This is a genomic window from Porphyrobacter sp. CACIAM 03H1 (genome assembly GCF_002215495.1).
In the GTDB taxonomy this organism is placed as follows: domain Bacteria; phylum Pseudomonadota; class Alphaproteobacteria; order Sphingomonadales; family Sphingomonadaceae; genus Erythrobacter.
In genome coordinates this window covers 1,450,461-1,473,666 of sequence record NZ_CP021378.1, presented here as the reverse complement: position 1 = coordinate 1,473,666, position 23,206 = coordinate 1,450,461, and the positions used below count along the sequence as shown (strand labels likewise).

26 protein-coding genes and 1 tRNA gene are annotated in these 23,206 nt (G+C 67.5%); 16 read left to right on the top strand and 11 right to left on the bottom strand.

The features are described 5' to 3' along the window. Nucleotides 1-4: 4 nt before the first annotated feature. From CBR61_RS06910 to CBR61_RS06900, 3 genes are all read right to left on the bottom strand, one after another. Nucleotides 5-1,033 (bottom strand): MarR family transcriptional regulator, encoded by a 1,029-nt coding sequence (locus CBR61_RS06910; protein WP_088913702.1) that lies wholly within the window; start codon nt 1,031-1,033, stop codon nt 5-7. Between the two features lie 92 nt (nt 1,034-1,125). Next, complete coding sequence (locus tag CBR61_RS06905) at nt 1,126-1,680, bottom strand: L,D-transpeptidase family protein (RefSeq protein WP_088913701.1); 555 nt, start codon at nt 1,678-1,680, stop codon at nt 1,126-1,128. A 33-nt stretch (nt 1,681-1,713) separates the two neighbouring features. After that, a complete protein-coding gene (locus CBR61_RS06900) occupies nt 1,714-3,003 on the bottom strand; it encodes an adenylosuccinate synthase (RefSeq protein WP_088913700.1) in 1,290 nt (429 codons plus the stop codon). Nucleotides 3,004-3,144: 141 nt separating this feature from the next. Between CBR61_RS06900 and CBR61_RS06895 the strand changes: the two genes are divergently transcribed. Continuing rightward, a complete protein-coding gene (locus CBR61_RS06895; protein WP_088913699.1) occupies nt 3,145-4,239 on the top strand; it encodes an alpha/beta hydrolase in 1,095 nt (364 codons plus the stop codon). A gap of 235 nt (nt 4,240-4,474) precedes the next feature. Here the strand turns inward: CBR61_RS06895 and CBR61_RS06890 are convergent, their stop codons facing one another. From CBR61_RS06890 to CBR61_RS06880, 3 genes are all read right to left on the bottom strand, one after another. Next, on the bottom strand, nt 4,475-5,590 hold the full coding sequence (locus tag CBR61_RS06890; RefSeq protein ID WP_088913698.1) for an ATP phosphoribosyltransferase regulatory subunit: 1,116 nt from the start codon (nt 5,588-5,590) through the stop codon (nt 4,475-4,477). Between the two features lie 153 nt (nt 5,591-5,743). After that, nucleotides 5,744-7,330 (bottom strand): phosphoglycerate dehydrogenase, encoded by a 1,587-nt coding sequence (serA, locus tag CBR61_RS06885; RefSeq protein ID WP_088913697.1) that lies wholly within the window; start codon nt 7,328-7,330, stop codon nt 5,744-5,746. A 149-nt stretch (nt 7,331-7,479) separates the two neighbouring features. After that, nucleotides 7,480-8,658 carry a phosphoserine transaminase gene (locus CBR61_RS06880; protein WP_088913696.1) on the bottom strand — a complete coding sequence of 393 codons (1,179 nt, stop codon included), beginning with the start codon at nt 8,656-8,658 and terminating at the stop codon, nt 7,480-7,482. A 157-nt stretch (nt 8,659-8,815) separates the two neighbouring features. Here CBR61_RS06880 and CBR61_RS06875 point away from each other — a divergent pair, with 157 nt between their 5' ends. Next, the gene (locus CBR61_RS06875; protein WP_088913695.1) at nt 8,816-10,015 is read left to right on the top strand and encodes a glycosyltransferase family 4 protein; all 1,200 of its coding nucleotides are present in this window, start codon (nt 8,816-8,818) and stop codon (nt 10,013-10,015) included. An 18-nt stretch (nt 10,016-10,033) separates the two neighbouring features. Here CBR61_RS06875 and CBR61_RS06870 read toward each other — a convergent pair whose 3' ends face one another. Next, nucleotides 10,034-10,468 carry a hypothetical protein gene (locus CBR61_RS06870; protein WP_088913694.1) on the bottom strand — a complete coding sequence of 145 codons (435 nt, stop codon included), beginning with the start codon at nt 10,466-10,468 and terminating at the stop codon, nt 10,034-10,036. Between the two features lie 79 nt (nt 10,469-10,547). Next, complete coding sequence (locus CBR61_RS06865) at nt 10,548-11,204, bottom strand: PadR family transcriptional regulator (RefSeq protein ID WP_088913693.1); 657 nt, start codon at nt 11,202-11,204, stop codon at nt 10,548-10,550. 116 nt (nt 11,205-11,320) lie between these two features. On the opposite strand from CBR61_RS06865, the gene CBR61_RS06860 reads away from it, so the two are divergent. The 12 genes from CBR61_RS06860 (at nt 11,321) to CBR61_RS16760 (ending at nt 18,673) form a co-directional block, all read left to right on the top strand. After that, nucleotides 11,321-12,640 (top strand): replication-associated recombination protein A, encoded by a 1,320-nt coding sequence (locus CBR61_RS06860; RefSeq protein WP_088913692.1) that lies wholly within the window; start codon nt 11,321-11,323, stop codon nt 12,638-12,640. Continuing rightward, nucleotides 12,637-12,993, top strand: coding sequence for a hypothetical protein (locus CBR61_RS06855; RefSeq protein ID WP_088913691.1), 357 nt, complete (start codon nt 12,637-12,639; stop codon nt 12,991-12,993). Before CBR61_RS06860 ends, CBR61_RS06855 begins: the two co-directional genes overlap by 4 nt. Next, a complete protein-coding gene (locus CBR61_RS06850; RefSeq protein WP_088913690.1) occupies nt 12,990-13,877 on the top strand; it encodes a hypothetical protein in 888 nt (295 codons plus the stop codon). The genes CBR61_RS06855 and CBR61_RS06850 overlap by 4 nt, the downstream gene beginning before the upstream one ends. A gap of 28 nt (nt 13,878-13,905) precedes the next feature. Further along, nucleotides 13,906-13,978: transfer RNA gene (locus CBR61_RS06845), tRNA-Thr, on the top strand. 170 nt (nt 13,979-14,148) lie between these two features. Next, on the top strand, nt 14,149-15,405 hold the full coding sequence (locus CBR61_RS06840; RefSeq protein ID WP_088915501.1) for a tyrosine-type recombinase/integrase: 1,257 nt from the start codon (nt 14,149-14,151) through the stop codon (nt 15,403-15,405). Between the two features lie 252 nt (nt 15,406-15,657). Next, the gene (locus CBR61_RS16770) at nt 15,658-15,819 is read left to right on the top strand and encodes a hypothetical protein (RefSeq protein ID WP_157696527.1); all 162 of its coding nucleotides are present in this window, start codon (nt 15,658-15,660) and stop codon (nt 15,817-15,819) included. Beyond that, the gene (locus CBR61_RS06830; protein WP_088913688.1) at nt 15,819-16,028 is read left to right on the top strand and encodes a hypothetical protein; all 210 of its coding nucleotides are present in this window, start codon (nt 15,819-15,821) and stop codon (nt 16,026-16,028) included. The genes CBR61_RS16770 and CBR61_RS06830 overlap by 1 nt, the downstream gene beginning before the upstream one ends. 252 nt (nt 16,029-16,280) lie before the next feature. Further along, nucleotides 16,281-16,928, top strand: coding sequence for a hypothetical protein (locus CBR61_RS06825; RefSeq protein ID WP_088913687.1), 648 nt, complete (start codon nt 16,281-16,283; stop codon nt 16,926-16,928). 87 nt (nt 16,929-17,015) lie between these two features. Next, on the top strand, nt 17,016-17,216 hold the full coding sequence (locus CBR61_RS06820; RefSeq protein ID WP_088913686.1) for a hypothetical protein: 201 nt from the start codon (nt 17,016-17,018) through the stop codon (nt 17,214-17,216). Continuing rightward, a complete protein-coding gene (locus CBR61_RS16765; protein WP_157696526.1) occupies nt 17,216-17,377 on the top strand; it encodes a hypothetical protein in 162 nt (53 codons plus the stop codon). The genes CBR61_RS06820 and CBR61_RS16765 overlap by 1 nt, the downstream gene beginning before the upstream one ends. Beyond that, the gene (locus CBR61_RS06815) at nt 17,374-17,592 is read left to right on the top strand and encodes a hypothetical protein (protein ID WP_088913685.1); all 219 of its coding nucleotides are present in this window, start codon (nt 17,374-17,376) and stop codon (nt 17,590-17,592) included. The genes CBR61_RS16765 and CBR61_RS06815 overlap by 4 nt, the downstream gene beginning before the upstream one ends. A gap of 1 nt (nt 17,593) precedes the next feature. Then, nucleotides 17,594-18,673: a hypothetical protein gene (locus CBR61_RS16760; protein WP_157696525.1), complete on the top strand. Its 1,080-nt coding sequence runs from the start codon at nt 17,594-17,596 to the stop codon at nt 18,671-18,673. A gap of 532 nt (nt 18,674-19,205) precedes the next feature. On the opposite strand, the gene CBR61_RS06805 is transcribed toward CBR61_RS16760, so the two are convergent. Together CBR61_RS06805 and CBR61_RS06800 are read right to left on the bottom strand one after the other, a co-directional pair. Beyond that, complete coding sequence (locus CBR61_RS06805) at nt 19,206-20,111, bottom strand: hypothetical protein (protein ID WP_088913683.1); 906 nt, start codon at nt 20,109-20,111, stop codon at nt 19,206-19,208. Between the two features lie 95 nt (nt 20,112-20,206). Next, nucleotides 20,207-21,469: a S8 family serine peptidase gene (locus tag CBR61_RS06800; RefSeq protein WP_088915500.1), complete on the bottom strand. Its 1,263-nt coding sequence runs from the start codon at nt 21,467-21,469 to the stop codon at nt 20,207-20,209. Between the two features lie 35 nt (nt 21,470-21,504). On the opposite strand from CBR61_RS06800, the gene CBR61_RS06795 reads away from it, so the two are divergent. Together CBR61_RS06795 and CBR61_RS06790 are read left to right on the top strand one after the other, a co-directional pair. Further along, the gene (locus CBR61_RS06795; RefSeq protein WP_088913682.1) at nt 21,505-22,047 is read left to right on the top strand and encodes an RNA polymerase sigma factor; all 543 of its coding nucleotides are present in this window, start codon (nt 21,505-21,507) and stop codon (nt 22,045-22,047) included. Beyond that, nucleotides 22,038-22,757, top strand: a complete 720-nt coding sequence (locus CBR61_RS06790) for an anti-sigma factor family protein (RefSeq protein ID WP_088913681.1) — start codon at nt 22,038-22,040, stop codon at nt 22,755-22,757. The genes CBR61_RS06795 and CBR61_RS06790 overlap by 10 nt, the downstream gene beginning before the upstream one ends. A gap of 65 nt (nt 22,758-22,822) precedes the next feature. Here the strand turns inward: CBR61_RS06790 and CBR61_RS06785 are convergent, their stop codons facing one another. Continuing rightward, nucleotides 22,823-23,167, bottom strand: a complete 345-nt coding sequence (locus CBR61_RS06785; protein ID WP_233996899.1) for a hypothetical protein — start codon at nt 23,165-23,167, stop codon at nt 22,823-22,825. Between the last annotated feature and the right edge of the window lie 39 nt (nt 23,168-23,206).

The window sequence follows — 23,206 nt, the reverse complement described above, 5'->3', positions numbered from 1 at the left end:
AGCTTCAGGCCGCCTGCAGCAGCGGCGTGCGCAGGCTCGCAAAATAGCCCGACATGGCGGCGATCGCCTTGTCGCTGAGGGCAATGAAGGCGCGGCGACGGTCATCCGGATCAGGGACCCGCACGAAGATCCCGCTTTCGACCATCTGAGTCAGCCAGCGCAGCGCCGTCGTGGCGGGGACACCGGCAGCAATGCACAGCGAGGTCACCGAGACGCGGGTGCCTTCGCCATGCGCGGCGGTGAGATCGAGCAGCATGTCCCACGCCGGATCGCCGAACAGCTCGGGCGCGAAGAAGCGTGCGCGTGCCTGGCGACCGGCGATGATCTGGCGCACCATCTGCGGATCGGGCAGCGGCGGGACAGCGGCGGGCGCCGGGTCAGCGTGCTGGGCACCGAAGACAGGCGCTGACACCATCCCGGGCCCGCGATAGTCGCGCTTGAGTTCGCCCACTGCCGCGCCGGCGGAGACGGCATGGCCCATCCGGTCGAGCGAATGGGCGATCGCCTCGACCTGCTGCGAAAGCCGCAGCAGGGCCACGCGGTCCTCCTCGCCCATCTCGCGAAGGCGCGCCGCCCCGGCCTCGCCCATCACCCGCCCGACCGCGATCACCCGTTCGGCGCGGGTGGGAGATACGAGGATCTGAGGGTTGGACTGGTCGAGCACGGCAAAGACATCGTCGAGCCCCGCAAGGTTGGTCGCGACGATCAGCTTGGCACCCGACCGCGCGACCCGCATGTCGAGCCGTGCAAGGCCCGCCAGCATCATCGCGTCGATCCCACGGCTGCCCATGACCGTGCAATCGACCACCACCACATCGCCGAGCAGGGCGATCGGCCCTTCGAGCAGGGAGCGCAAGGGCCCTCCGTCGATGCTGCGGAACCCCGCCCCGCCGAGGTCGGCGCCGATCTGGCGCCGCACCCCTTCGTCCTCGCCGAAAATCGCGACACGGGCGGGCAGGCCCGCACCGTCATCAGCGCAGCCATAGGTGAAGTCATCGGCAGGGGAAGCACCACGGACGGGGGAGGTCAGCATCGACTCGACTCCAACTAGGTTGGAACGAGAATAGAACAAAAAGGGATCAGGTCAAGTAAGTTGGCCCAATAGTCGCAGGCCCTCCGCCCCGCTCACGGCCTGATCTCGATCACCGTGCCGTCGGGCACGATGCGCCACAATTCCTCGATCTCCTCGTTGGAAAAGGCGATGCACCCGTCGGTCCAGTCGCCGGGAACGCGGCCGAAGGGCAGGGAATTGGGCTGGCCGTGGAGGAAGATGTCGCCTCCCGGCGAGCGGCCGTATTGCGCAGCGAAGGCGCGGTCGGCAGCATTGGGGTAGGACACCTTGAGGCTGAGGTGATAGGCGCTCCCCGGGTTGCGGCCTTCGATCACGTAGCGGCCCTCGGGCGTGCGCTCGTCGCCCTCGAACTGCTTGTGGCCTTGCGGCCGGTCGCCGAATTGCAGGCCGCGCCATGCCTTGACGGGCTGCCCGCCGGCATAGGCGACCATCAGCCGTTCGGACTTGTCGACGATGAGATAGTCGACGCTGGCGAAGCGCAGTTCGGGCACGATCCGCGCCGCCTCGCGCGCCAGCGGGGGCTGCGAGGAGGGGGCCTGCGCCTGCTCCACCGGCGGCGCGGCACAGGCGGCGAGCGCGAGCAGCGGGAGGGGCGCGAGGCGGGTCATGCGGGCAAGACTAACCCGCCCCGCCCCTCGCGATCAATCCACGAAAGGATCGCGCATCAGGATCGTGTCGTCGCGTTCCGGCGAGGTCGAGACCAGCGCGACGGGGCATTCGATCAGCTCCTGGATGCGCTGGATGTACTTGATCGCGTTCGCCGGGAGGTCGGCATAGGAGCGGGCACCTGCCGTGCTCTCGTGCCAGCCGGGCATTTCCTCGTAGATCGGCTCGCAGGCGGCCTGATCGGCGGCATGGCTGGGGAGGTAGTCGTAGACCTGCCCGCGCAGGCGATAGCCGGTGCAGATCTTCACCTTCTCCAGCCCGTCGAGCACGTCGATCTTGGTGAGCGCGATGCCGGTGACGCCGGAGATGGCGCAGGACTGGCGCACCAGCACGGCATCGAACCAGCCGACGCGGCGCTTGCGGCCAGTAACGGTGCCGAACTCGTGGCCCCGCTCGCCAAGCCGCTGGCCGATCTCGTCCTCGAGTTCGGTCGGGAACGGACCGGAACCGACGCGCGTGGTGTAGGCCTTGACGATGCCGAGCACGAAGCCGGTCGAGTTGGGGCCGAGGCCGGAGCCGCTGGCCGCGGTGCCACTGACCGTGTTCGAGGAGGTGACGAAGGGATAGGTGCCGTGGTCGACATCGAGCAGCACGCCCTGCGCGCCCTCGAACAGGATCTTGGCGCCGGCGCGGCGGACCTTCTTTAACCGCTTCCAGACCGGCTGGGCGAACTTCAGCACGAAGGGCGCGATCTCGCGCAGGTCCTCGAGCAGCGCGGCACGGTCGACCGGCGGCTGGCCGAAGCCGGCGCGCAGCGCATCGTGGTGGGCGCAGAGGCGGTCGAGCTGGGCCTCGAGGCTGTCGAGATGCGCGAGGTCGCACACCCGGATCGCGCGGCGGCCGACCTTGTCCTCGTAGGCCGGGCCGATCCCGCGCCCCGTCGTCCCGATCTTGCCCTTGCCCGCCGCGGTCTCCCGCAGGGCGTCGAGATCGCGGTGGAGGGGGAGGATCAGCGGGCAGTTGTCGGCGATGGCGAGGTTGTCGTCAGTGATGGTGACCCCCTGCCCCTCGACCTTGGCGACCTCGTCGCGCAGCGCCCAAGGGTCGAGCACCACGCCGTTGCCGATCACCGAGAGGGTGCCGGAGACGATCCCCGAGGGCAGCAGCGAGAGCTTGTAGGTCTTGCCGTCGATCACCAGCGTGTGACCGGCATTGTGCCCGCCCTGGAAGCGGACCACGGCATCGGCGCGGCTGGCGAGCCAGTCGACGATCTTGCCCTTGCCCTCATCGCCCCATTGGGCGCCGATCACGGTGACGTTTGCCATGTGTGTCCTTATCCGGTGGCGGTGAACCGGGCGGGGGCCTAGGCGTTCGGGACGGGCGAGGCAAGCACGCCGCGAAGGGTTTTGCGGCCGACCTGCGTTGAACGGAACAACTGCCGTCCGCTCGAAAGGAAGCCTTCGCCGATGCGCCCCGCCGCCCAAGCCCTGATCGCCGCTGCCGCTCTGGCGGTGCTCGCCAGCCCGATCCTCGCCCAGCAGCGCCGCGGGGAGGAGCGCCTGCCCGCGAGCTGCCGGCAGGAGGTGGTGCGGCTGTGCGGCATCAACCGGGGGCAGATCGCCGCCTGCCTGCGCGAGAAATATGCCGAGCTTTCCGAGGGCTGCCAGGCCGAGCTGCGCCAGCGCATCGAGGCGCGCGGGGGCCGCGAGGGGGCGCGGCGCGGGGGAGCCGCGATGGCGTCCAGCCCCGCCCTCGCCCCGCAGCAGACCCTCGCCTACGGCAGCGATCCGCTCCAGGCACTCGACCTGTGGGTGCCCGAGGGCAGGCCCGCCCCGCTGGTGCTGTTCGTCCACGGCGGCGGATGGTCGCGCGGGTCGAAGAGCAATGCCGTGGGCCGCGTCCTGCCCGGGCACCTGCTGGCGCAGGGCTATGCCTTCGCCTCGATCGACTACCGGCTCGTCCCCGCCGCGCGTGTCGAGGACCAGGCGGCGGACGTGGCTGCGGCGCTCGCCCACCTGCTCGCGCGCGCCGACGCGCTCGGCATCGACCGGACCCGCGTGGTGCTGACCGGCCACTCGGCAGGCGCGCATCTGGTGGCGCTGGTGGGGACGGACGAGACATACCTTCGGGCTGCGGGCCTCTCCCTTGCCGACATCGACGGGGTGATGCCCAACGACGGCGCGGCCTATGATGTGGCGCAGCAGTTGGCACTCGCCGGACCGCAGATGCGCGGCACCTATGAACAGGCCTTCGGCAGCGATCCCGCGCGGCACAAGGCGCTCTCCCCGATCGCCCACGCCGCAGCGCCCAATGCCCCGGCCTTCCTCCTCCTCCACGTCCAGCGCCCCGATGCGGCGGCGCAGTCGAAGGCGCTGGCCGAGGCGCTGCGCAAGGCGGGCGCCGAGGCCGAGGTCTCCGGCTTCCCCGGCGAGGGCCTGCGCGGCCACATGGAGATCAACCGCAACCTCGGCCAGCCCGATTACCCCGCGACCCCGGTGATGGACGCCTGGCTGAAGAAGGTGCTGGGCGGCCAGGCGAAGTTTACAAAGTTGACACTGTAAACTTCGAATTCCTACGGGAATTCGTGATGCAATTCATCGGGTTGCTTGGCAAAACCGAAGTTGACACTGTGTTTTGCGTTTTCATGGGCCCTTTCGGGGCCGATGCGGCATCCGGCGCGGCAACGACAATGCGAAAGAGCCGCCCGAGCCTAATCGCGCTTCCCTCGGTAGGAAAGCGGGTGCCGCCTTGCCACTCCGGAGCGGCGAGGATGGGGCGCGATGGCCGGAACCTGCCCTAGATCGCCACCGGCTCCCCGCCCTCGAGCACATAGTCGCAGCCCAGTGCCCTGGGGTCCTCGCCCTCGGCGAGCTGGGCGATGGTGCGCCAGCCCTCGAACCTGAGGCGCGCCGCCGCGGCGCGGTCGTGTCGAAGGGGGAGGTAGCAGGTGCGCGGAGCCTCGGGCTGGGGCGCGGCCTCGGCGAGGCGGTCGAGATAGAGGGTGAAGCCGGTCGCCGGCTCCTCGCTCCCTGCGATGCGGTAGGTGCCGCCCCGCCCCACCGCGCGGCGCTGCCCTTCGGCATAGAGGGTGAAGCCGAACCATGACTGGTATTCGAAGCCGTGGCGCTCGGTCGGATCGAGCGTGATGCGCGCCGCATCCCCGATGTGCCCGGCAATCGCCTCCAGCGCGTCGAGGCGCGACTTCAGTGCCCCGCCCGCATCCACATCCCGCAGCGCAGCGAGGGCACCTTCCAGCGGTCCGGTCGCGTAGAGCAGCGGCAGGTAGGCGCTGCCGCCCGCCGCGCGCAATCCGCCCGCGTCCTTGGTGTCGAGCTCGCGCCGCACGCCCTCGATCTGCTCGGGGGCGAGCGGGAAGGCCTTTGCCGCCAGCGTGTCGACGAGATCGGGCAGGGTGAAATCGACCGAGATGCCGGTCAGCCCGGCTGCCTTGAGCGCCTCGATGGCCAGCATCACCGCCTCGCCCGCGGCGGCCACGGTATCGGAGCCGATCAGCTCGGCGCCGAGTTGCAGCCGCTCGCGCGCAGGGTCGAGCTGGCTCGCCTTGATCACCACCGTATCGCCACAATAGGCAAGGCGCAGCGGACGCGGCGCGGCGGCGAGGCTGGTGGCGGCGATGCGCCCGATCTGCGGGGTCATGTCGGAGCGCAGCGCGAGGGTGCGCAGCGAAGCGGGATCGACGAAGCGGAACATCGTGCTGCGCTCGCCGACGCTGACGCCCGCCATGCGGCCGACCAGCGCGGCCTCGAACTCCAGCAGCGGCGGGCGGACGCGGTCGTAGCCGTGGGCGGCGAGCACATCGAGACAGGCGCGCATCGCGGCGGTGATGCGCGCGGCTTCAAGCGGCAGGCGGTCTTCGAGGCCTTCGGGCAGGAGATCGTTGGGCTTGGTCATCGCTGGTGCGCTTAGCGGGCATTGCCGCGCTGGTGAAGGGGGCTAGCACCGCGCAGGCCCACCCCCTGCCCCTCCCCGCAAGCGGGAGGGGAGTATCGGCGCGCACCAGTCCCCCTCCCGCTTGCGGGAGGGGTCAGGGGTGGGCGCTTCACCTCAGAACGACAGCGCCTTGACCAGCTTCACGCCCTCGAGCGTCTCGGCCTCGGCCACCACCTCGGCGGGCAGGGCCTCGTCGAGGCTCAGCAGCAGCACCGCTTCCCCGCCCGCCTCGCGGCGGCCGAGGTTGAAGGTGCCGATGTTGATGCCGTGGCTGCCCAGCAGCGTCCCGATGCGGCCGATGAAGCCCGGCTTGTCGTCGTTGACGATGTAGAGCATGTGGCCGGCGAGTTCCGCCTCGATCCCGATGCCGAAGATCTCGACGAGGCGCGGGCTTTCCGTCCCGAACAGCGTGCCGGCGACCGAGCGCGGCCCCTGCGCGGTTTCCACGGTGACGCGAACGAGGGTGTTGAACGCGCCCTCGCGCTGGTGGCGGACCTCGGCGACCTCAAGGCCCCGCTCCTTGGCGAGGAAGGGCGCGTTGACCATGTTCACCGTGTCCGAATAGCGGCGCATGAAGCCCGCCAGCACGGCGGCGGTGATGGGCTTGCCGTTGAGTTCGGCCGCCGCACCCTCGCGCTCGATCCCGATGCGGGTGAGGTTGCCGTGGGCAAGCTGGCCGACGAGGCTGCCGAGCTTTTCGGCGAGCGCCATGTAGGGCTTGAGCTTGGGGGCTTCCTCCGCCGACAGGCTGGGGACGTTGAGCGCATTGGTGACGCCGCCGTTCACCAGATAATCGGCCATCTGCTCGGCCACCTGCAGCGCGACGTTGACCTGCGCCTCGGTGGTCGAGGCCCCGAGGTGCGGGGTGCAGATGAAGTTGGGCGCACCGAACAGCGGGTGATCGGCCGCCGGCGGCTCGGTCTCGAACACGTCGAGCGCCGCGCCTGCGACCTGCCCGCTTTCGAGGCAGTCCTTGAGCGCCGCCTCGTCGATCAGCCCGCCGCGCGCGCAGTTGATGATGCGGATGCCCTTCTTGGCATTCTCGAGCCGTTCGCGGCTGAGGATGTTGCGGGTTTCCTCGGTGAGCGGGGTGTGGAGCGTGACGAAGTCGGCGCGGCTCAGCAGCGTGTCGAGATCGACCTTCTCGATGCCGAGTTCGATCGCACGGTCCTCGGTCAGGAAGGGATCATAGGCGATCACCTTCATGCGCAGGCCGAGCGCGCGGCTGGCGACGATCGAGCCGATGTTCCCGGCCCCGATCAGGCCGAGGGTCTTGTTGGTGAGCTCCACCCCCATGAACCCGCTCTTGGGCCACTTGCCGGCCTGGGTCTGGGCATCGGCCTGCGGAATCTGCCGGGCGAGCGCGAACATCAGCGCGATGGCGTGTTCGGCGGTGGTGATCGAATTGCCGAAAGGGGTGTTCATCACCACCACACCCTTGCCGCTGGCGTAGGGGATATCGACATTGTCGACCCCGATGCCGGCGCGGCCGATGACCTTGAGGTTGGTCGCGGCATCGAGGATCGCCTTGGTCACCTTGGTCGAGGAGCGGATGGCAAGGCCGTCATATTCGCCGATGCGAGCGATCAGCTGTTCGGGCGTTTCGCCGGTGATCACATCGACATCGCAGCCGCGCTCTTCGAAGATGCGGGCGGCGTTGGGGTCCATCTTGTCGGAAATGAGAACTTTGGGCTTGGTCATGGGATTTCTCCGCAAATCTGGGAAAACCCGTTCGCCCTGAGCCTGTCGAAGGGCCGCCCTTCACTTTGCGGGCGGCACGGCATCAGAAGAAAAGCGGTGCTTCGACTAGCTCAGCACGAACGGGAGGATAGGGATAAGCTTGGACGGCCTCAGCCGTTCTTGACCTTCTCGTAGGCCCACTCGATCCACGGCAGGAGGCGCTTGATGTCCTCCTGCTCGACGGTCGAACCGCACCAGATGCGCAAGCTCGGCGGCGCGTCGCGGTAGCCGTTGAAGTCGAAGCCGACGTTGCGTTCCTCGAGCAGCTTGACGATCTTCTTGGGCACGGCGGCCTTGTCCTCGTCCGACAGGCTCTCATACCAGTCGCCCTGGAAGACCATGCACACGCCGGTGTTGGTCTGGAGTGCGGGGTCGCTGGCCATGTTGCGCAGCCACGGGGTCGCCTCGATCCAGTCCTTGACCAGCTGCGCGTTGGCATCCGCCCGCGCGATCAGCGCCTTGCGGCCGCCGATCGACTTGGCCCATTCGAGCGAGGCTATGTAATCCTCGGTCGCCAGCATCGAGGGGGTGTTGATCGTCTCGCCCTCGAAGATGCCGCGGTTGAGCTTGGCGCCCTTTTTCATGCGGAACAGCTTGGGCAGCGGCCATGCCGGATCGTAGCTCTCGATCCGCTCGACCGCCTTGGGGCTGAGGATCAGCATCCCGTGCTGCGCTTCCGAACCCAGAACCTTCTGCCAAGAATAGGTCGTGGCATCGAGCTTGGCCCAGTCCATCTCCATCGCGAAGATCGCGCTGGTGGCATCGTTGATCGTCACGCCCTCGCGGCCCGGCTCGAGCCAGTCGGTGTTCGGGATCTTCGCGCCGCTCGTCGTGCCGTTCCAGGTGAACACCACGTCGTTGCGCTGCGGGATGGTGGTGAGGTCGGGAATCTGGCCGTAATCGGCGGTCAGCACCTGAAGGTTCGGCAGCTTCAGCTGCTTCACCGCGTCCTGGATCCAGACATTGCCGAAGCTCTCCCACGCCGCGACCGTCACCGGGCGCGCAGGATCGAGCATCGACCACATGGCGGCCTCGATCGCCCCGGTGTCGGAGGCGGGCATGATGCCGATCAGGTAATCGTCGGGGATGCCGAGCAGTTCGCGCGACAGGTCGAGCGCATACTTCAGACGCGCCTTGCCGAGGCTCGAACGGTGCGAGCGGCCAAGCGATTCGGTCTTGAGCTTGTCCAGCGACCAGCCGGGGAATTTCGCCGTGGGGCCCGAGGAAAAGAAGGGGCGCTCAGGCTTCAGCACAGGCTCATGCGCGAGCCCGCGAACATAGTCAGTCATGTATTCTCTCCTTGCAGAGAGCACGCGCGGCGTTGGGACCGCGTGGCCCGTGGGCGGCTTTAGAGAGACCCGGTGACAAGTCAATGACGAAAGGGCCCTACCCCCGGCAAACGTCCCTCTCGCAAAACGCGCACAACCCGCCTAAACGCGGCTCTCCATGGACATTTCCGATCTGCGTGTTGCCCTGTTCAGCGGTAACTACAATTACACCCGCGACGGGGCGAACCAGGCCCTCAATCGCCTCGTCGGTTCGCTGCTTGGGCGCGGGGCGAAGGTGCGCGTCTATTCGCCCAAGGTCGCCCAGCCCGATTTCGCCCCGACCGGCGATCTGGTCGGCCTGCCCAACGTGCCGATGCCGGTGAAGGGGCGCGGCGAATACCGGATGCCGACGCACCTCGGCGCTGCGGTGAAGCGCGATCTGGAAGCCTTCGCGCCCGACATCGTCCACCTCTCCTCGCCCGATCCGGCCGCCCATGCCGCGCTGCGCTGGGCGCGCGCGCGCGGCCTGCCGGTGCTCGCGAGCGTCCACACCCGCTTCGAGACCTATCCGCGCTACTACAACATGGCCTTCCTCGAGCCGCTGATCGTCAAGGGCCTCCAGCGCTTCTACAACCGCTGCGACGCACTGGTCGCGCCCTCGCAGTCGATGATCGACGAGCTTCTGGCGATGGGGATGCACAGCCGCATCGGGCTGTGGAGCCGGGGCGTCGACCGCACGATCTTCTCCTCCGCCCGCCGCGACCGCGAATGGAGGCGCAGCATCGGCCTTTCCGACGAGGATGTCGCGATCGTCTTCCTCGGGCGGCTGGTGATGGAAAAGGGGCTCGACGTGTTCGCCGAGACCATCGCCCGCCTCAAAGCCGCCGGCGCGCCGCACAAGGTGCTGGTGATCGGCGACGGTCCGGCGCGCGGCTGGTTCGAGGCGAACCTCCCGGCAGGCGCGATCTTCGCCGGGTTCAAGACCGGCGATGCCCTCGGCCAGGCGCTCGCCAGCGGGGACGTGTTCTTCAACCCTTCGGTCACCGAGACCTTCGGCAACGTCACGCTGGAAGCCATGGCGAGCGGCCTGCCGGTGGTCGCAGCCGGGGCAACCGGCAGCGCCAGCCTCGTCGCCGACGGGATCACCGGCCGGCTGGTCGCGCCCTCGGGCAGCAAGGAGGCCGATGCCGCCGCCTTCGCGGCCGTGCTCGCGCCCTATTGCAGCGACCCGGCGCTGCGCTCGGGCCACGGTGCGGCGGGCGAGACGCGCGCCTGCGAATACAGCTGGGAGGCGATCAACGCGGTGGTCGCCGACACCTATCTCGAACTCGTCGAGGAACGGCGGCGGGCCGCTAAGCCGCCCCGCGAGGCGGCCTGAACGCGCGCGGGCTCCGCCCTACCTGAGCACCCCGGCGAGCGCCATGCGGCGGGTGTAGAACAGCAGGAACAGCGTCACGACCCAGATCGCCACGTCGAGCGTGTGCGCCTGCATCGTGGCCGGCACCTCGAGCACGAGGTAGTTGCCGATGGTCGTGCCGACGAGGCCGACCGTTCCCACCACCATCGCCGCCACCGCCCATTTCGAACGCAGCAGCAACAGCAGCGATCCGGCGAAAGCCCCCCACACGCCCAGCGCCCAGAAGGCACTGATCCATGCCGGATAGCTCTCCATGAAGGCGATCTGCTCGGGCGTCAGCCCCATCTCGGCCAGCATCCCGAGCTTGGTCGTCAGGTAGCTGATGATGCCCATCGCGTTGAACAGCAGCGTCAGCCCGCCGACCAGCCACAGATGCCACGGCGTCGCCGGCCGCCCCCCGATCACGGTTGCCATAAGCTCTCTCCCCCATCCGGCGCGACCCGAACGGGGGAGAGGATATGCCTAACCTGCGTTAGCTGCAATCGGCTGCGTGTCAGAGGCGCTCGATGCGCTTGGCCATCTCGTCGATCATGTCGACGATCTCGTTGATGGTGTGCTCGTCGAGCTTGCCCGCGCGGGCGCGGTTCTTCAGCACCGAGCCGAGGTTGCCCATCGCCCGGAACAGGTCGTGCGAGCGCACGGTGGTGGTGCGTTCGCCGTGGCGGCCGAGGCGGCGCATTAGGGTTTCGACCTCGTCCTGCCGGCTCTCGAGCTCGTCGCGGCCCTGCTGGGTGGCTGCAAAGGGCTTCTTGGCGCCCTCGGCCTCGGCCTCCTCGATCGCGCCTTCGTCCTCGAGCAGCTGGAGCGTGGGATAGACCGCGCCGGGGCTGGGCGCATAGGCGCCGCCGGTCATTTCCTCGATTTCCTTGATGAGCTCGTAGCCGTGGCGCGGGGTTTCGGCGATGAGGGCCAGCAGCGCGAGGCGCAGTTCGCCCTGTGCGAACATCCGCCCGCGGCGCCCGCGGCGGCCGCGCTCCTCGCCCTCGCCGTCGCCTTCGCGCTCGCGACCGCGCGGAAACTCCTCGTCGAAGCGCGCGCGCATCTTCCAGCCGGGGCCGCCGAAGTTCATGTTGCCGTTCATCGCCATCATCGCCATCGTCTCGGCGAACTTTTCCCAGCCGCCGCCGCGGCCATACCGGTTCCAGGTCATGCCATCCTCCCTTGAGGGTTGAAGATACATCCAAGATATATCTTAGACCTATCGTTTCAAGCGCCCGCGCCTGCGACGGTTCCCTTTTCCGCCCGATGCCCTATCACGTCCGACCAATGGCTGACCTGTTCGGACAAGACGCTCCCGAAGATGCGCCGCGCGGCGATGCGCCCGCCCCCGACGCGCCGCTCGCCGACCGGCTGCGCCCGCGCACCCTCGCCGAGGTGGTGGGGCAGGAGCACCTGACCGGCCCGTCCGGCGCGATCGGGCGGATGGTGGCCGCCGGACGGCTGTCGAGCATGATCCTGTGGGGGCCACCGGGCACCGGCAAGACCAGCATCGCCCGCCTGCTCGCCGACGCCGTGGGGATGCGCTACGCGGCGATCAGCGCGGTGTTCTCGGGCGTGGCCGACCTGAAGCAGGCCTTTGCCGAGGCCGAGAAAATGGCGAAGGCGGGCCGCAAGACGCTGCTCTTCGTGGACGAGATCCACCGCTTCAACCGCGCGCAGCAGGACGGCTTTCTCCCTTACGTCGAGCGCGGGGTGGTGACGCTGGTGGGGGCGACCACCGAGAACCCGAGCTTCGCGCTCAACGCCGCGCTGCTCAGCCGCGCGCAGGTGCTGGTGTTGAACCGCCTGGACGAGCGCGCCCTCGCCGCGCTGCTCGAAAAGGCCGAGGCGCTGGAAGGCCCCCTGCCCCTCACCCCCGAAGCGCGCGAGGCGCTCATCGCCCAAGCCGATGGCGACGGGCGATTTCTGCTGGGGCAAGCCGAGACGCTCTATTCGGCAGAGTTGAAGGAGGCCCTCGACCCTGCGGGCCTCGGGAATTTCCTCCAGCGCCGGGTCGCGGTCTACGACAAGGACCGCGACGGGCATTACAATCTCATCAGCGCGCTCCACAAATCGGTGCGCGGGAGCGATCCGCAGGCCGCGCTCTACTGGCTGGCGCGGATGCTGGTGGCGGGGGAGGAGCCGCTGTTCCTGGCGAGGCGGCTGGTGCGCATGGCGGTCGAGGATATCGGCATGGCCGATCCGCAGGCGCTCCCGCAGTGCATGGCGGCAATGGAGGCCTACCGCTTCCTCGGCTCGCCCGAGGGGGAACTGGCGCTGGTGCAGGCCTGCCTCTACCTTGCCACCGCCCCCAAATCGAACGCCGCCTACATGGCACAGAAGGCGGCCTGGAAGGCGGCCAAGGACACCGGCAGCCTCGCCCCGCCCGCCAATATCCTGAACGCGCCGACCGAGCTGATGAAGGACCTCGGCTACGGGGCGGGCTACACCTACGACCACGAAGCGGCCGAAGGCTTCTCGGGTGACAACTACTGGCCCGAGGGCATGGAGCCCGCGCAGTTCTACGCCCCGGTCGAACGCGGCTTCGAGCGCGAGGTGAAGAAGCGCCTCGATTACTGGGACAAGCTGCGGAGCGAGCGGGGATGAGCGAGGCCTTGGACAGCTGGGAGGCGGCCCGCGATTTCGCGCTCACCCTGCCCGGCACCGAAGCGGCCAAGAGCTACGGCAAGCCCGCCGTGAAGCTGGCGGCGAACGGCCGCGCGATCCTCGGCACGGGGCGCGAGCCGGGCACCTCCTTCGTGCTGCACATCGACATCGCCACCGCCGAAATGCTGATGGCGACCGATCCCGGGACCTATTGGCAAACACCGCATTACGAGGGACATCCGGCGGTGCTGGTGCGCTATGACAGCCCCGATCCCGAGCGGGTGCGGGCGATGATCCGCCTCGCGCACGAACAGGTCGCCGCGCTGCCGCCGCCGGGCAAGCGCAGGCGATGACGGCGCGCTTCTCGCATTTCCTCGCCGTCGACTGGTCGGGTGCCAGGGGGCCGCGCCAGAGGGGCATCGCGCTTGCCGTGGCGCTCGCCGAAGGGGGCGCGCCTGTGCTGGTCGCGCCCCCCGATCCGCGCGGATGGGCGCGCGAGGAGGTGCTGGCGCTTCTGGCGAGCCTTGAAGCGCCGACGCTGGTCGGGCTCGATCTCGGCATCAGCCTGCCCCATGCCGATGCGGGCGCCTTCTTCCCCGGCTGGGACGCCTCGCCCGCCGACGCGCACGGGCTGTGGGCGCTGATCGACGCGCTGTGCGCCGCCGACCCTCACCTCGAGGCGGGCGGCTTCGTCACCCACCCCGAAGCCGCGCGCTATTTCCGCCATGGCGCAGGCGCGACGGGCGACCGCTTTCTCCTTCCCGGCGCGCCCGGCCGCGAGGGCCGTTTCCGCCTCGCCGAACACGCGCAGCGCAAGCAGGGGGTTCGGCCGGTAAGCAACTTCAACCTCGTGGGCGCAGCGCAGGTCGGCAAGTCGAGCCTGACGGGCATGCGGATGCTCCACCGGCTGGGCGGCAGGGTGCCGGTCTGGCCGGTCGATCCGTTGCCGGACCAAGGGTCGGTCATCACCGAGATCTACACCGCGTTGGCCGCAAGGCGCGGCGGCGTGACAGGCACCGCGACCAAGATCCGCACGCGGGAGGCGCTCAATGACGCGCTCGATGCGCTCGGCAGCCCGCCGGTCGCCGGAACAGGGCCGATCGACGACCATTCGTCCGACGCGCTGCTGACCGCCGCCTGGCTGCGGCAGGTCCACGCCCTGCGCGACCTTTGGCACCCCGAAAGCCTGACCCCCGCCGTGGCACGCACCGAAGGGTGGACTTTCGGCGCGTTGTGAGATTAAGGCCCGGCTCCTGAAGCCATGTGCCGGCTTAGCTCAGTTGGTAGAGCAGTTGATTTGTAATCATCAGGTCGTTGGTTCGATTCCGACAGCCGGCACCGCCTCCCCCTCCGATCCGACCCGATCCCCTCCGTCATACCCTTAGAAACCCGAGGGAAATCATGGGGTGGTCGTTCGGATTAATCCGCATCGCACCATTGACAGCCGATGCATATGGGGGCCAGATACGGGGGCCACTGCTGAGGTGGAGTCGAAAAAGGCCCCCATTATGCCGCTCACCGACCTTCAGTGCCGCTCTGCCAAGCCGAAGGAGAAACCCTACAAACTCGGCGATTCCTTGGGACTGTTCCTCCTAGTGCAGCCGACCGGGGGCAAGCTCTGGCGCCTGAAGTATCGCATCGCTGGCCGCGAGAAAAAGCTGGGGCTAGGGACCTATCCCGAGGTGAGCTTGTCCGATGCGAGGAAGGGGCGCGACCATGCCCGCCAAATGATCGCAGGGGGCAAGGATCCCAGCCTTGAGAAGCAGCGCCGCAAAGCCCGTTCGCTGATCAACGCGGAGAACACTTTCGAAGCGGTCGCGGCTGAATACATCAGCAAGCGCTGCCGGGATGGGGACCAGCCGTGGTCTGACGCGACCAAGGCAAAAGCGGAATGGCTGCTCGCCGAACTGAAGCCGACCCTCGGCCGCATTCCCGTTGCAGACATCATCCCCAGCGACATCCTCGCCGCGGTGCGCAAGATCGAAGCGCGCGGAAAGCTCGAGAGCGCGCGCCGGGCCTTGCAATTCACAGGCTCAGTGTTGCGCCATGCCGTCGCCACCGCTCGCCTGACATCGGATCCCAGCCGCGACCTGCGAGGCGCTCTGCTCGCTCCAAAGGTCAATCACCGCGCCGCCATACTCGACCCCGTCGAGTTCGGAGCACTGTTGCGGGCGATCGACGGCTACAGGGGCAACGCATCGACGCTCCATGCCCTGCGGCTGGCACCTCACGTGTTTCAGCGCCCGGGCGAGCTGAGGCGCGCAGAATGGGCAGAAATCGACCTCGAGGCGGCTGTGTGGACCATCCCTGCTGACAAAATGAAGATGCGCCGCCCCCATGCCGTGCCGCTGTCAAAGCAGGCCGTGGCTATCCTGAGCGAGGCCCGTGCGATCGGCGACCCTGAGGACCGCTACGTCTTCCCCAGCCTGCGCACCCCGGCCCGGCCGATCAGCGAGAACACGTTGAACGCGGCCCTGCGCCGGCTGGGTTACTCGAAAGAGGTTGTGACGGCTCACGGGTTCCGGTCGACGGCTTCCACACTGCTAAACGAGTCCGGGAAATGGTCCCCCGACGCGATCGAGCGCGCCCTAGCTCACAGTGACAAAGACACGGTGCGAGCCGCCTACAATCGCGGCCAGCACTGGCAAGAGCGGGTCGCCATGGCGCAATGGTGGAGCGACCACCTCGACACGCTCAGGGACGGGGGCCAGGTGCTGCCGTTCGCTGGCAAGCTCACCACGAATTCACCGGGCAAGGCCCGATGAAGCGGGCCAACCGGGAAGGTAGCAGCTTCCGGCTGGCCCTATCACCACCGATCAATAGGAGATCGCGACAAGACAGTGACCCCGATAAAGCCGAAGCCCCCCAAGACAACCCCCGATGAGTGCGAGCGGCTCTACAGGGCATGGAGCTATACCCGCGCACAATGGGACCTCGCAGCAAATGACCCCGCGCAGCCCAGGGGGCTAACCGAGGAGGAGGATGGCACATTCTGTGACGCAGAGCATGGCGCACTGATGGCGTTCCTGCTCCACCCGATCAGCGTTCCCGACCATCTCGCCCTGAAGCTGCGCGTCATCCGCGATGAGCAAAGCTGGCGCCTCACTGACGCGGCAGTGATATTCGATCAGCTGTGTGGCGATGCTGCGCGGCTGGTCCGGAATGGGAGGGCTCATTGATGGCTGCTATGACCCACAACATGGAATTCTTTGTCTGCGCCAGCTTCGAGCCGGTCGCCAAGGTCATGGTGATGCCCGTGCTGGTCAAGCCCGACATCAGAAGCACCACGACAACACCGGACCTCGCCACAGCCCGCAAACTGGCTCGGAACGGGGCGGACCTATTGGGATGCGAGCTCGAAGACACATGCGAGGAGCCGGCAGAATGAACGACCTCAGATGCATCATTGGTGACGGCGAGGTGGCGCTGCCATAGCCATCCCCAGCCGCCCTCTTTCGGCGCTGCGAACCGACTCGAACCGACTCCTAATTCCGGCGCGGCGGTGTGTGAGAGAGGGACCGAGTCTTGCGTTTTCGTCCCCTGCGGGCGATCAGTGTGACGGGGCTAGGCTGGCCGGCCGAACGCGGGATTCCCACCCGCTGCCCCGTCACTTCCTTGGGAGCCGCGAAGGGAAGCGGACATGGCCAAGCGGGATGAATGGGCCCCTTTCGGCGCCCTACTCTGGCGCATTGCTGAGAAAGAGATTTATCCTATTTCGCATAGCTGGACGGCCGCTCACAGGGCCGCCTGGGCACTCATGCTAGAAGCCCTAGAAAACGAGGATTGGATCGCGCGCACCACCTCTCCGGCCACCTATTCCTTCCAGCATGGCGAGCAGGAGATACCCCTTGGGGATGGGGCCACGATACACCCTTACTTCTGGGAAAAGCTAAGTGAGGCCGAGAGAAACGAAGAGCCGTTGGTCGGCCTCACACTTCTCGGCGATTCGTGGGCCGAAAGAAAGCCCAATGATGGCTTCGACCTCTTCATCCGTAATCGCGCCAGTGGGGACATAAAGGGCACCATTGATCATGTCCAAGTGCGCATTCCCGAGGGGAAACTCGCGGCAGGGAGGCCTAAGTCTTCTGGCCGCCCTAAGGGGAGCAGTAGCTTGATGGGGCAAGATCGGCCGATAGTCGAGAAAGCGAGGGCCTACATGGAAGCAACAGGCGCGACAGCATACGCCGCAGCGAAAATGTTCGGCCATGAGATGCCGGGCTCTGCGGGAGAGGCGAGGAAGATCGAGCGCCTCAATGATACTCTCTTGGGTCACCGCACACTCGACTGAGCATTTTCTTGCCCATTTCTCACCCCTATCTGGCGCAAACGCCTCCGCATTAAACCGCATCTCGCCACAACAAAGCGAGGCAGTTCAATGCAACCCGAGAATGCCAAAAGTACCCGGCCGCCCCTGAAGCGGCTTTCCTACCGCCCCAAGGAAATCCCCGCCGTCACTGGTATCGGTCTCACCCGCGTGTGGGAACTGATCGGCGACGGCACGCTCGAGTCCCGCCTTGTCGGCAAGACTCGCATAGTGACCGCGGAATCGGTCGAACGGCTGGTGCGGGGCGAGTGATGAGCGCCGCCGCCATGCCCCCCGAAACCCGCGCCCTGATCGGGGACCTCGCCGAGAAACTGCTCGATGCCGGCAACGCCATCCTCGCGCTGCTTGATGAGCTCGACGGCGATGCGGACTACGAGGACGATGACCCCCGCGGCGAGGAGCCGGCAGAATGAGCGTCGCCAGCCGCATCAATGGCCTTGTGCTGATCGAGCCCGCCATGCCCGAACCGAACGTGCTGGTGACCACGCGCACCGCTGCACCCGATCGCGAGCGAGGCAGGTTCTTTCCCGACATTGCCGAGGCCCGGGCCTTCGCCACCGAACTCGCCGAGCAGCGCGGGCTGATGCTGGTCGACCTAATCGCGGCGGCCGAAGGGGCTGAGCAGTGACATGGCAGAGAGGCGCCCGTCCTACACTTCGCCGATGCCCATGCGTGCGGCCGTCGACACCCGTCTCAGCGCATCAGCGTTGCGCCTGATCATGGCTGTCGCTTGGCACGATCGCATGTCGCTAATGACGGGGACGGGCAAAGGCTGCATCGCAGCGAACAAGACGCTCGCCCATGAAATCGGCTGCGACTACACCACGCTGATCAAGCTGCGGAAGCATTGCGAGGAAACAGGGTATTTCCAGCTTGAACCCAGCCAAGGTGGCAAGCGCCTTGAGGTTATCCGAGTTATTCCCGACCACCTCGCCGACCCTAAATGTTGGCCGTTTGACCAATCTTTTATTGGCGAGGGGTGTCTGAAAGCTTGGCACGCTCGCCAAAGAAATGGTGGCGAAGTGGCCAACATTTCAGCCGAGGAAGTTGGCGAACTCGCCAATGACGATGCCGAGAAAGTTGGCGACCCGAATTCTGAAACCCGCAGAAATCCGCCAGAAACTGACCCCCAATATATTCCCTTAAAGGGTGCAACATACCCTTCTGAAGAAGGTGGAAGAGATTCCCCTGAAGGGGCGCACTTTTTGGAAAGTGCGTGCCATGACATTCCTGCCAGCGGATTGCAGATTTCATCGGCCGGCTCGATTCACCGGGAAGATCTGAGAGAGCCCGTCATCTTCGCTGCCAGCATCCTCGGCAGCCAAGCGGCGTTAGCAAAGCGGTCCGGCGTGTTGGCTGCATACATCAGCCTCGCACGGCAGGGTCAGCCAATACCTGCGCCCGCTGCGATGAAACTTGCCACCGAATGCAAAATCATCATCGATGAGCACGCCGAGCATTCGCCAGCAAAGCTTTTTGGCCGCTTTGGCTATTACCTGCCCGGGAACTTCGAAACCTCACCACCGGGAGCGCAACTGGCGATCTTCGAGAGGGCTTTCAAGGAAGCAGCCGGCACTTCCGACCTCCACTACGCGAAGAAGTCGATTTGCGACTTCATTTACGATGGTTTCGATGAGGATGACGATGACAGCATCCATCAGCGTGCGGTGCGAATGGAATCGGACCTGTCACAAGGGGAATACGATTGATGATCACCCCCGCCCCCAACCCAGCCGCCGGCACCGTCCCCCAGCCCTCACCATACTGACTGAAAGGAAGTCCGATGTCTGACCCCTGTTATCCGTGGTGTTGAAGGGCGGGCGTGTGCGTGCTGGTGATTGCATCGCAATTGAGCTGCCGGAGCCGCATTTTTTGCCTCTGCAGCGCGTCTGATCCGGCACGTGCTTCTGACGGCTAGGGGGTCGATTGCCGCTTGCCGGGTTTCGAAGACTGAACTTTGCAGAGCCTCCATTTGCGGCATAACCAGGGCAGGGGCAGGTGCCGACCCAGAACTTGCGCTTCAAGATCGCATGAACAAATGTCGCTTTTCGCTGGAAGCAGCCGAGCCGGATTGGATATCGATCCTGCAGTGTTTCGCGGTTGTATGGAAGGCTGAGGTTCGTTTTCGGCGAGCCTCCCTAGCTTGTACAAGCAACGGGGGATGACTGATTGATGCAGTCGTCCCGTTTACGACGACCCGCCGACCGTTCGGGACGGCCGGCGGGTGTGTGGTAGGTTCGATCAGTGCGGATCGGTTCCGGTCTCAGGCACCGGCGCTGCCTCGCCCGCCGGGGCCTGCGCGCTCGTTTCGCCTCGCGCTTCGCCGGCGACCAGTGCGTTGCCCGATGCGCTGAACATCCCAGCGGGCAGCATGCGGGTGACCTTGCCCTGCTTCACGACCACCTGCTGGACTTCGCCGCGCCCGTTGGCGATCACCTCGCGCACCTTGCCGAGCGAGGCGCCGTCCGGCGTCATGACCGGCATACCGGGCGCGACGCCGGTCATGCCCTGCCCTGCCGCCGCTGCCGAACCCGCGACTGCGAGCGCCGAGGGCATCAGCGATACCGAGCCTTCACCGCCCGCGCTGCCGCTTCCGCTGCCCTCGCCCGAGACCCCGCCGAGAGCCGGGATCGCGGGCATGCCGGGCATCGGCGCGTTCCGGGCGGCGGCGCGTGCCGTGCCCACAGCGCTACCGGCGGTGTTCGCGGCGAACGACTTGGCGGTGCCCGCCGCCGGCGCGAGGGTGCCGGTCACGGCATCGGTGCCGATCAATTGCGCATTGGCGCTGCCCTGGCCGCTGGCCGAACCACTCCCGCTCGCCTGCGTCATGCCGTCCATCGGGGGCACGACCAGATCGGCGAGGCTGGCGGTCGAACCGGTGATCGAACCTTCGGCGCTGCGCTCCGCCTGAACGGTGCCCTTGCGCGCATCGACCGACTGGCTGCCACGGGTCGAGCCGCGACCGCTGACGGTGCTGTCGACCGTGCCGCGCACGGTGGTGGTGGTGCGTTCGATGGTGCCGCCGAGCGTTCCGCCGATGCCGCCGCCCAGACCGCCGCCGAGGCCGCCGCCGCCGCCGAGTAGCTGCGCCTGTGCGGCAGCGGGGATCAATGCGATGGCGCTTGCAGCGAGGATAAGCTTCTTCATGTCCGTCTCCTTTCAGGTGTCCAGCGGGCCACGCTGGCCCGCTTGAAAGGAAAACGGATGGGGCCCGGCGCCTAATGCATGGCCCCGCGCAAAAATCATTTCGGCTGGCCGCAGCTCCCGCACAGCAAGCCGCGCCCAAAGGTCTCGTCCGCGCCCTTTGGCCCGAGATCGCGGGCCTCGGCGTCGAGCTTTGTGCGCCAAACCCCGCCGCCGCCCAGCGCTGCTGCCACGCGAGCGGCGGCGAGCGGGGCGGCAAAGCTGGTGCCGCGCCAAGCCTTGATCCGGCCGCGGGCATCGCGTGCATGGACCCCGGCGCCCGGCGCGGCATAATCGAGATGCTGCGCCCGTCCGGCCTCGATGAGGGCGCGCCCCTTGCGGTCGACGCCCGTGATCGCGAGAACACCTTCATAGGAGGCCGGATAGGCGGGCGGCGCGGCGGGGCCGTCATTGCCGACCGCGGCGATCACCACCACGCCCTTGCCCCGCGCGGCGGCGACGGCGCGCTCGACCAGGGCGTTGCGCGGGCCGACGAGGCTGACCGTTATCACCTGGCAGCCGTTCGCGGTCAGCCAGCCGAGCGCTTTTGCGATGGCCGAGGCATTGCCGCCCGCCGGGTCCTTGCCATAGACATCAGCGACCCAGAGCTGCGTCGCGCCATGATCGTGCAGCAGGCTGGCCACCGCGGTGCCATGGTCCGAGGGACGGGGCGCTTCTGCGGCAAAACCCTTCTGCCCCTGCACGGGCACCGATACGCCGACCCCGCCATCGATGATCCCGACTTTCACGATCACCGCGCGGCTAGACGCTTGTGCCGCAGCCGCAACGGGAAGCGGGCGCGAGCCTGTCTGTGACCCCGCCTCCCAGTGGAGCGTATCGGCCTCGATCTGCGCCCCGGGCGCAAGGGCGGCGGCACGCGCCTGCGCGTCCGCTAGCGTCATGCCGGCGGGAACGCCGAGGCGGGCGAAGGCAATGTCCAGCCCTTCGATCTCCTCGCGCGCCAGCACGCGGAAGCCCGCCTGCTCCATCTGACGGAGTTCCGCTTCGGAAGCGCCCGTCGCCAGCAGCTCGCCGCGCCGGGCGAGGTTGCCCGTCGCGTCACGCTCGATGGCCTGCGCGTTGGCGCGTAGCAGCCTTTCAAGCGTGCGCTCGCGCAGCCGCAGCAAACGCTTGGCCTGGCGCTCTGTCAGCGTCCTTGCCTCGCCCACTGTCTGGTCCAAATGACCACCAACCTCACCCAGCACCTCGCCCACCGGCGGCACGCGCACCGGCACGCCGGGCACCTGAAGCTGCGCCGCCAGCGGCCCCGCAAGCGTCCCCGCGAAAATCGCGAAAGCCAGAAGTCTCCTCCCACCGCGCATGATTGTGTTCTTCCTCCAATCCGCATTAAGCATGGATGAAACGGACAAGCCCATCCGTTTCATCCGCAGAAAGGCAAGGAACGCTGCCCCAGAGCTTCGAAAACCAGGTGCTCGATCTGCTGCCGCGTCTGCGGCGGTTCGCGATCGGGCTTGCCGGGTCGAGGCCCGACGGCGACGATCTGTGCCAGATGACCATCGAACGGGCCCTCGCCCGCCGTGAGCAATGGCAGGAAGGCACGCGGCTCGACAGCTGGATGTATCGGATCATGCGCAACATCTTCATCGACGAGGCACGGGCCACTTCGCGCCGCCGTGAGACCTTCGTGGACCCCGACGCCGGGCTATCGGTGGGCGGCGACGGCGCGCAGGAGGCGGCGGTCGAGCTGTCGCTGGTCGACCGCGCTATGGCGCGCCTGCCCGAGGAACAGCGCGAGGCGGTGCTTCTGGTGATGGTGGAGGGCTGGTCATACAAGGAGGCGGCCGAGATCGTCGGCTGTCCTGTGGGAACGCTCAATTCGCGCCTGGTGCGCGGGCGCGACGCGCTGATGGCGATGCTGGAGGATGCAGAATGCGCGTGACCGAAGAATTGCTGGCCGCCTATGCCGACGGCGAGCTTGACCCGGCCGGGCAGGCCGAGGTCGAGGCGGCGATCGCCGCCAACCCCGCGCTTGAGGGCAAGATCGCGGCCCATCGCGCTCTGAAGGCAACCCTGGCCGCCCATTATGCGCCGATCGCGCAAGAGGCGGTGCCGCCCGGCCTCGCGGCGCTGCTCGCCACGCCGGCGCAAGACGGCGGTGCGGGCGCTGCGGAGGTCGTCAGCCTCGCAGCCGCCCGGCAGAAGCGCGGGCTCCCGGCGAGCTTTCGGCGCTGGGCGCCTTTTGCCGGTCCGGCCCTCGCGGCCTCGCTGATCCTCGCGATCGTGCAGCCGTGGCAGTCAGGCACGCCCGAAGGCTATGCCGGGGGCGATCTGGCCACCGCGCTCGATACGCAGCTGGCCGCGACGCAGGCGGGTCAGACAGACACCCGGATCCTCCTCAGCTTCGCGCGCGAGAACGGCGATCTGTGCCGCGCTTGGCGCGGCGCCGACAGCGGCGGGATCGCCTGCCGCGATGACACGGGCTGGAAGATCGAGCGGCAGTTTGCGCTCGCCGCAGCTCCGGGAACCGAGTTCCGCCAGGCCGGGAGCGAGACCGATCTGCTCGCTGCCGCACAGGACATGGCCGCGGGCGAGGCGCTCGATGCAGAGGGGGAACGCGCCGCCCGGTCGCGTGGCTGGAAGCAGCCCTGATGCAAGAAGGGGCCGGCAATCCTGCCGACCCCTCCCCGGTGCCTCGATAAAAAGAATGTGGCGGATCAGCCCACCGTCACGGTGCCGCTGCGATAGCCGCGTTCGGCCATTTCCTCGATGTATTCCTTGCGCTCCTGACGAAGTTCGCGGGCATATTCCTCCCACGCATCGCGCAGGTCCTCGAGATCGCTCGCCCGGCCGAGGTCCGCGCGCAGTTCCTTCTGCGCTTCGGTGATGTCGATGCGGTAGTCATACCACAGACTGTTCTCGATCCCGGCGATCGGCGCGGTGAGGATCATACGCTCTTCCGCGCGGGCAAGGCGTTCCTCGTAGAGGTCGCTCCCGGCGGCCTGTCCGGCGGTAGCCATCATGCCCAGAGCGATGATCGGGGTAGCGATTGCGAATTTCACGTGATGTCTCCTTCCATTGCTGCCCGCCCCGATCGGGAC

Bases quoted from the DNA above. Each gene is read 5' to 3' on its own strand.
- CBR61_RS06795 (WP_088913682.1), top strand. From the start codon at position 21,505: ATGAAACGGACAAGCCCATCCGTTTCATCCGCAGAAAGGCAAGGAACG.
- CBR61_RS06805 (WP_088913683.1), bottom strand. From the start codon at position 20,111: ATGAAGAAGCTTATCCTCGCTGCAAGCGCCATCGCATTGATCCCCGCT.
- CBR61_RS06840 (WP_088915501.1), top strand. From the start codon at position 14,149: ATGCCGCTCACCGACCTTCAGTGCCGCTCTGCCAAGCCGAAGGAGAAA.
- CBR61_RS06910 (WP_088913702.1), bottom strand. From the start codon at position 1,033: ATGCTGACCTCCCCCGTCCGTGGTGCTTCCCCTGCCGATGACTTCACC.
- CBR61_RS06905 (WP_088913701.1), bottom strand. From the start codon at position 1,680: ATGACCCGCCTCGCGCCCCTCCCGCTGCTCGCGCTCGCCGCCTGTGCC.
- CBR61_RS06860 (WP_088913692.1), top strand. From the start codon at position 11,321: ATGGCTGACCTGTTCGGACAAGACGCTCCCGAAGATGCGCCGCGCGGC.
- CBR61_RS06880 (WP_088913696.1), bottom strand. From the start codon at position 8,658: ATGACTGACTATGTTCGCGGGCTCGCGCATGAGCCTGTGCTGAAGCCT.
- CBR61_RS06870 (WP_088913694.1), bottom strand. From the start codon at position 10,468: ATGGCAACCGTGATCGGGGGGCGGCCGGCGACGCCGTGGCATCTGTGG.
- CBR61_RS16765 (WP_157696526.1), top strand. From the start codon at position 17,216: ATGAGCGCCGCCGCCATGCCCCCCGAAACCCGCGCCCTGATCGGGGAC.
- CBR61_RS06850 (WP_088913690.1), top strand. From the start codon at position 12,990: ATGACGGCGCGCTTCTCGCATTTCCTCGCCGTCGACTGGTCGGGTGCC.
- CBR61_RS06890 (WP_088913698.1), bottom strand. From the start codon at position 5,590: ATGACCAAGCCCAACGATCTCCTGCCCGAAGGCCTCGAAGACCGCCTG.
- CBR61_RS16760 (WP_157696525.1), top strand. From the start codon at position 17,594: ATGGCAGAGAGGCGCCCGTCCTACACTTCGCCGATGCCCATGCGTGCG.
- CBR61_RS06865 (WP_088913693.1), bottom strand. From the start codon at position 11,204: ATGACCTGGAACCGGTATGGCCGCGGCGGCGGCTGGGAAAAGTTCGCC.
- CBR61_RS06825 (WP_088913687.1), top strand. From the start codon at position 16,281: ATGGCCAAGCGGGATGAATGGGCCCCTTTCGGCGCCCTACTCTGGCGC.
- CBR61_RS06820 (WP_088913686.1), top strand. From the start codon at position 17,016: ATGCAACCCGAGAATGCCAAAAGTACCCGGCCGCCCCTGAAGCGGCTT.
- CBR61_RS06895 (WP_088913699.1), top strand. From the start codon at position 3,145: ATGCGCCCCGCCGCCCAAGCCCTGATCGCCGCTGCCGCTCTGGCGGTG.
- CBR61_RS06830 (WP_088913688.1), top strand. From the start codon at position 15,819: ATGGCTGCTATGACCCACAACATGGAATTCTTTGTCTGCGCCAGCTTC.
- CBR61_RS06875 (WP_088913695.1), top strand. From the start codon at position 8,816: ATGGACATTTCCGATCTGCGTGTTGCCCTGTTCAGCGGTAACTACAAT.
- CBR61_RS06800 (WP_088915500.1), bottom strand. From the start codon at position 21,469: ATGCGCGGTGGGAGGAGACTTCTGGCTTTCGCGATTTTCGCGGGGACG.
- CBR61_RS06815 (WP_088913685.1), top strand. From the start codon at position 17,374: ATGAGCGTCGCCAGCCGCATCAATGGCCTTGTGCTGATCGAGCCCGCC.
- serA (WP_088913697.1), bottom strand. From the start codon at position 7,330: ATGACCAAGCCCAAAGTTCTCATTTCCGACAAGATGGACCCCAACGCC.
- CBR61_RS06855 (WP_088913691.1), top strand. From the start codon at position 12,637: ATGAGCGAGGCCTTGGACAGCTGGGAGGCGGCCCGCGATTTCGCGCTC.
- CBR61_RS06790 (WP_088913681.1), top strand. From the start codon at position 22,038: ATGCGCGTGACCGAAGAATTGCTGGCCGCCTATGCCGACGGCGAGCTT.
- CBR61_RS06900 (WP_088913700.1), bottom strand. From the start codon at position 3,003: ATGGCAAACGTCACCGTGATCGGCGCCCAATGGGGCGATGAGGGCAAG.
- CBR61_RS16770 (WP_157696527.1), top strand. From the start codon at position 15,658: ATGGCGTTCCTGCTCCACCCGATCAGCGTTCCCGACCATCTCGCCCTG.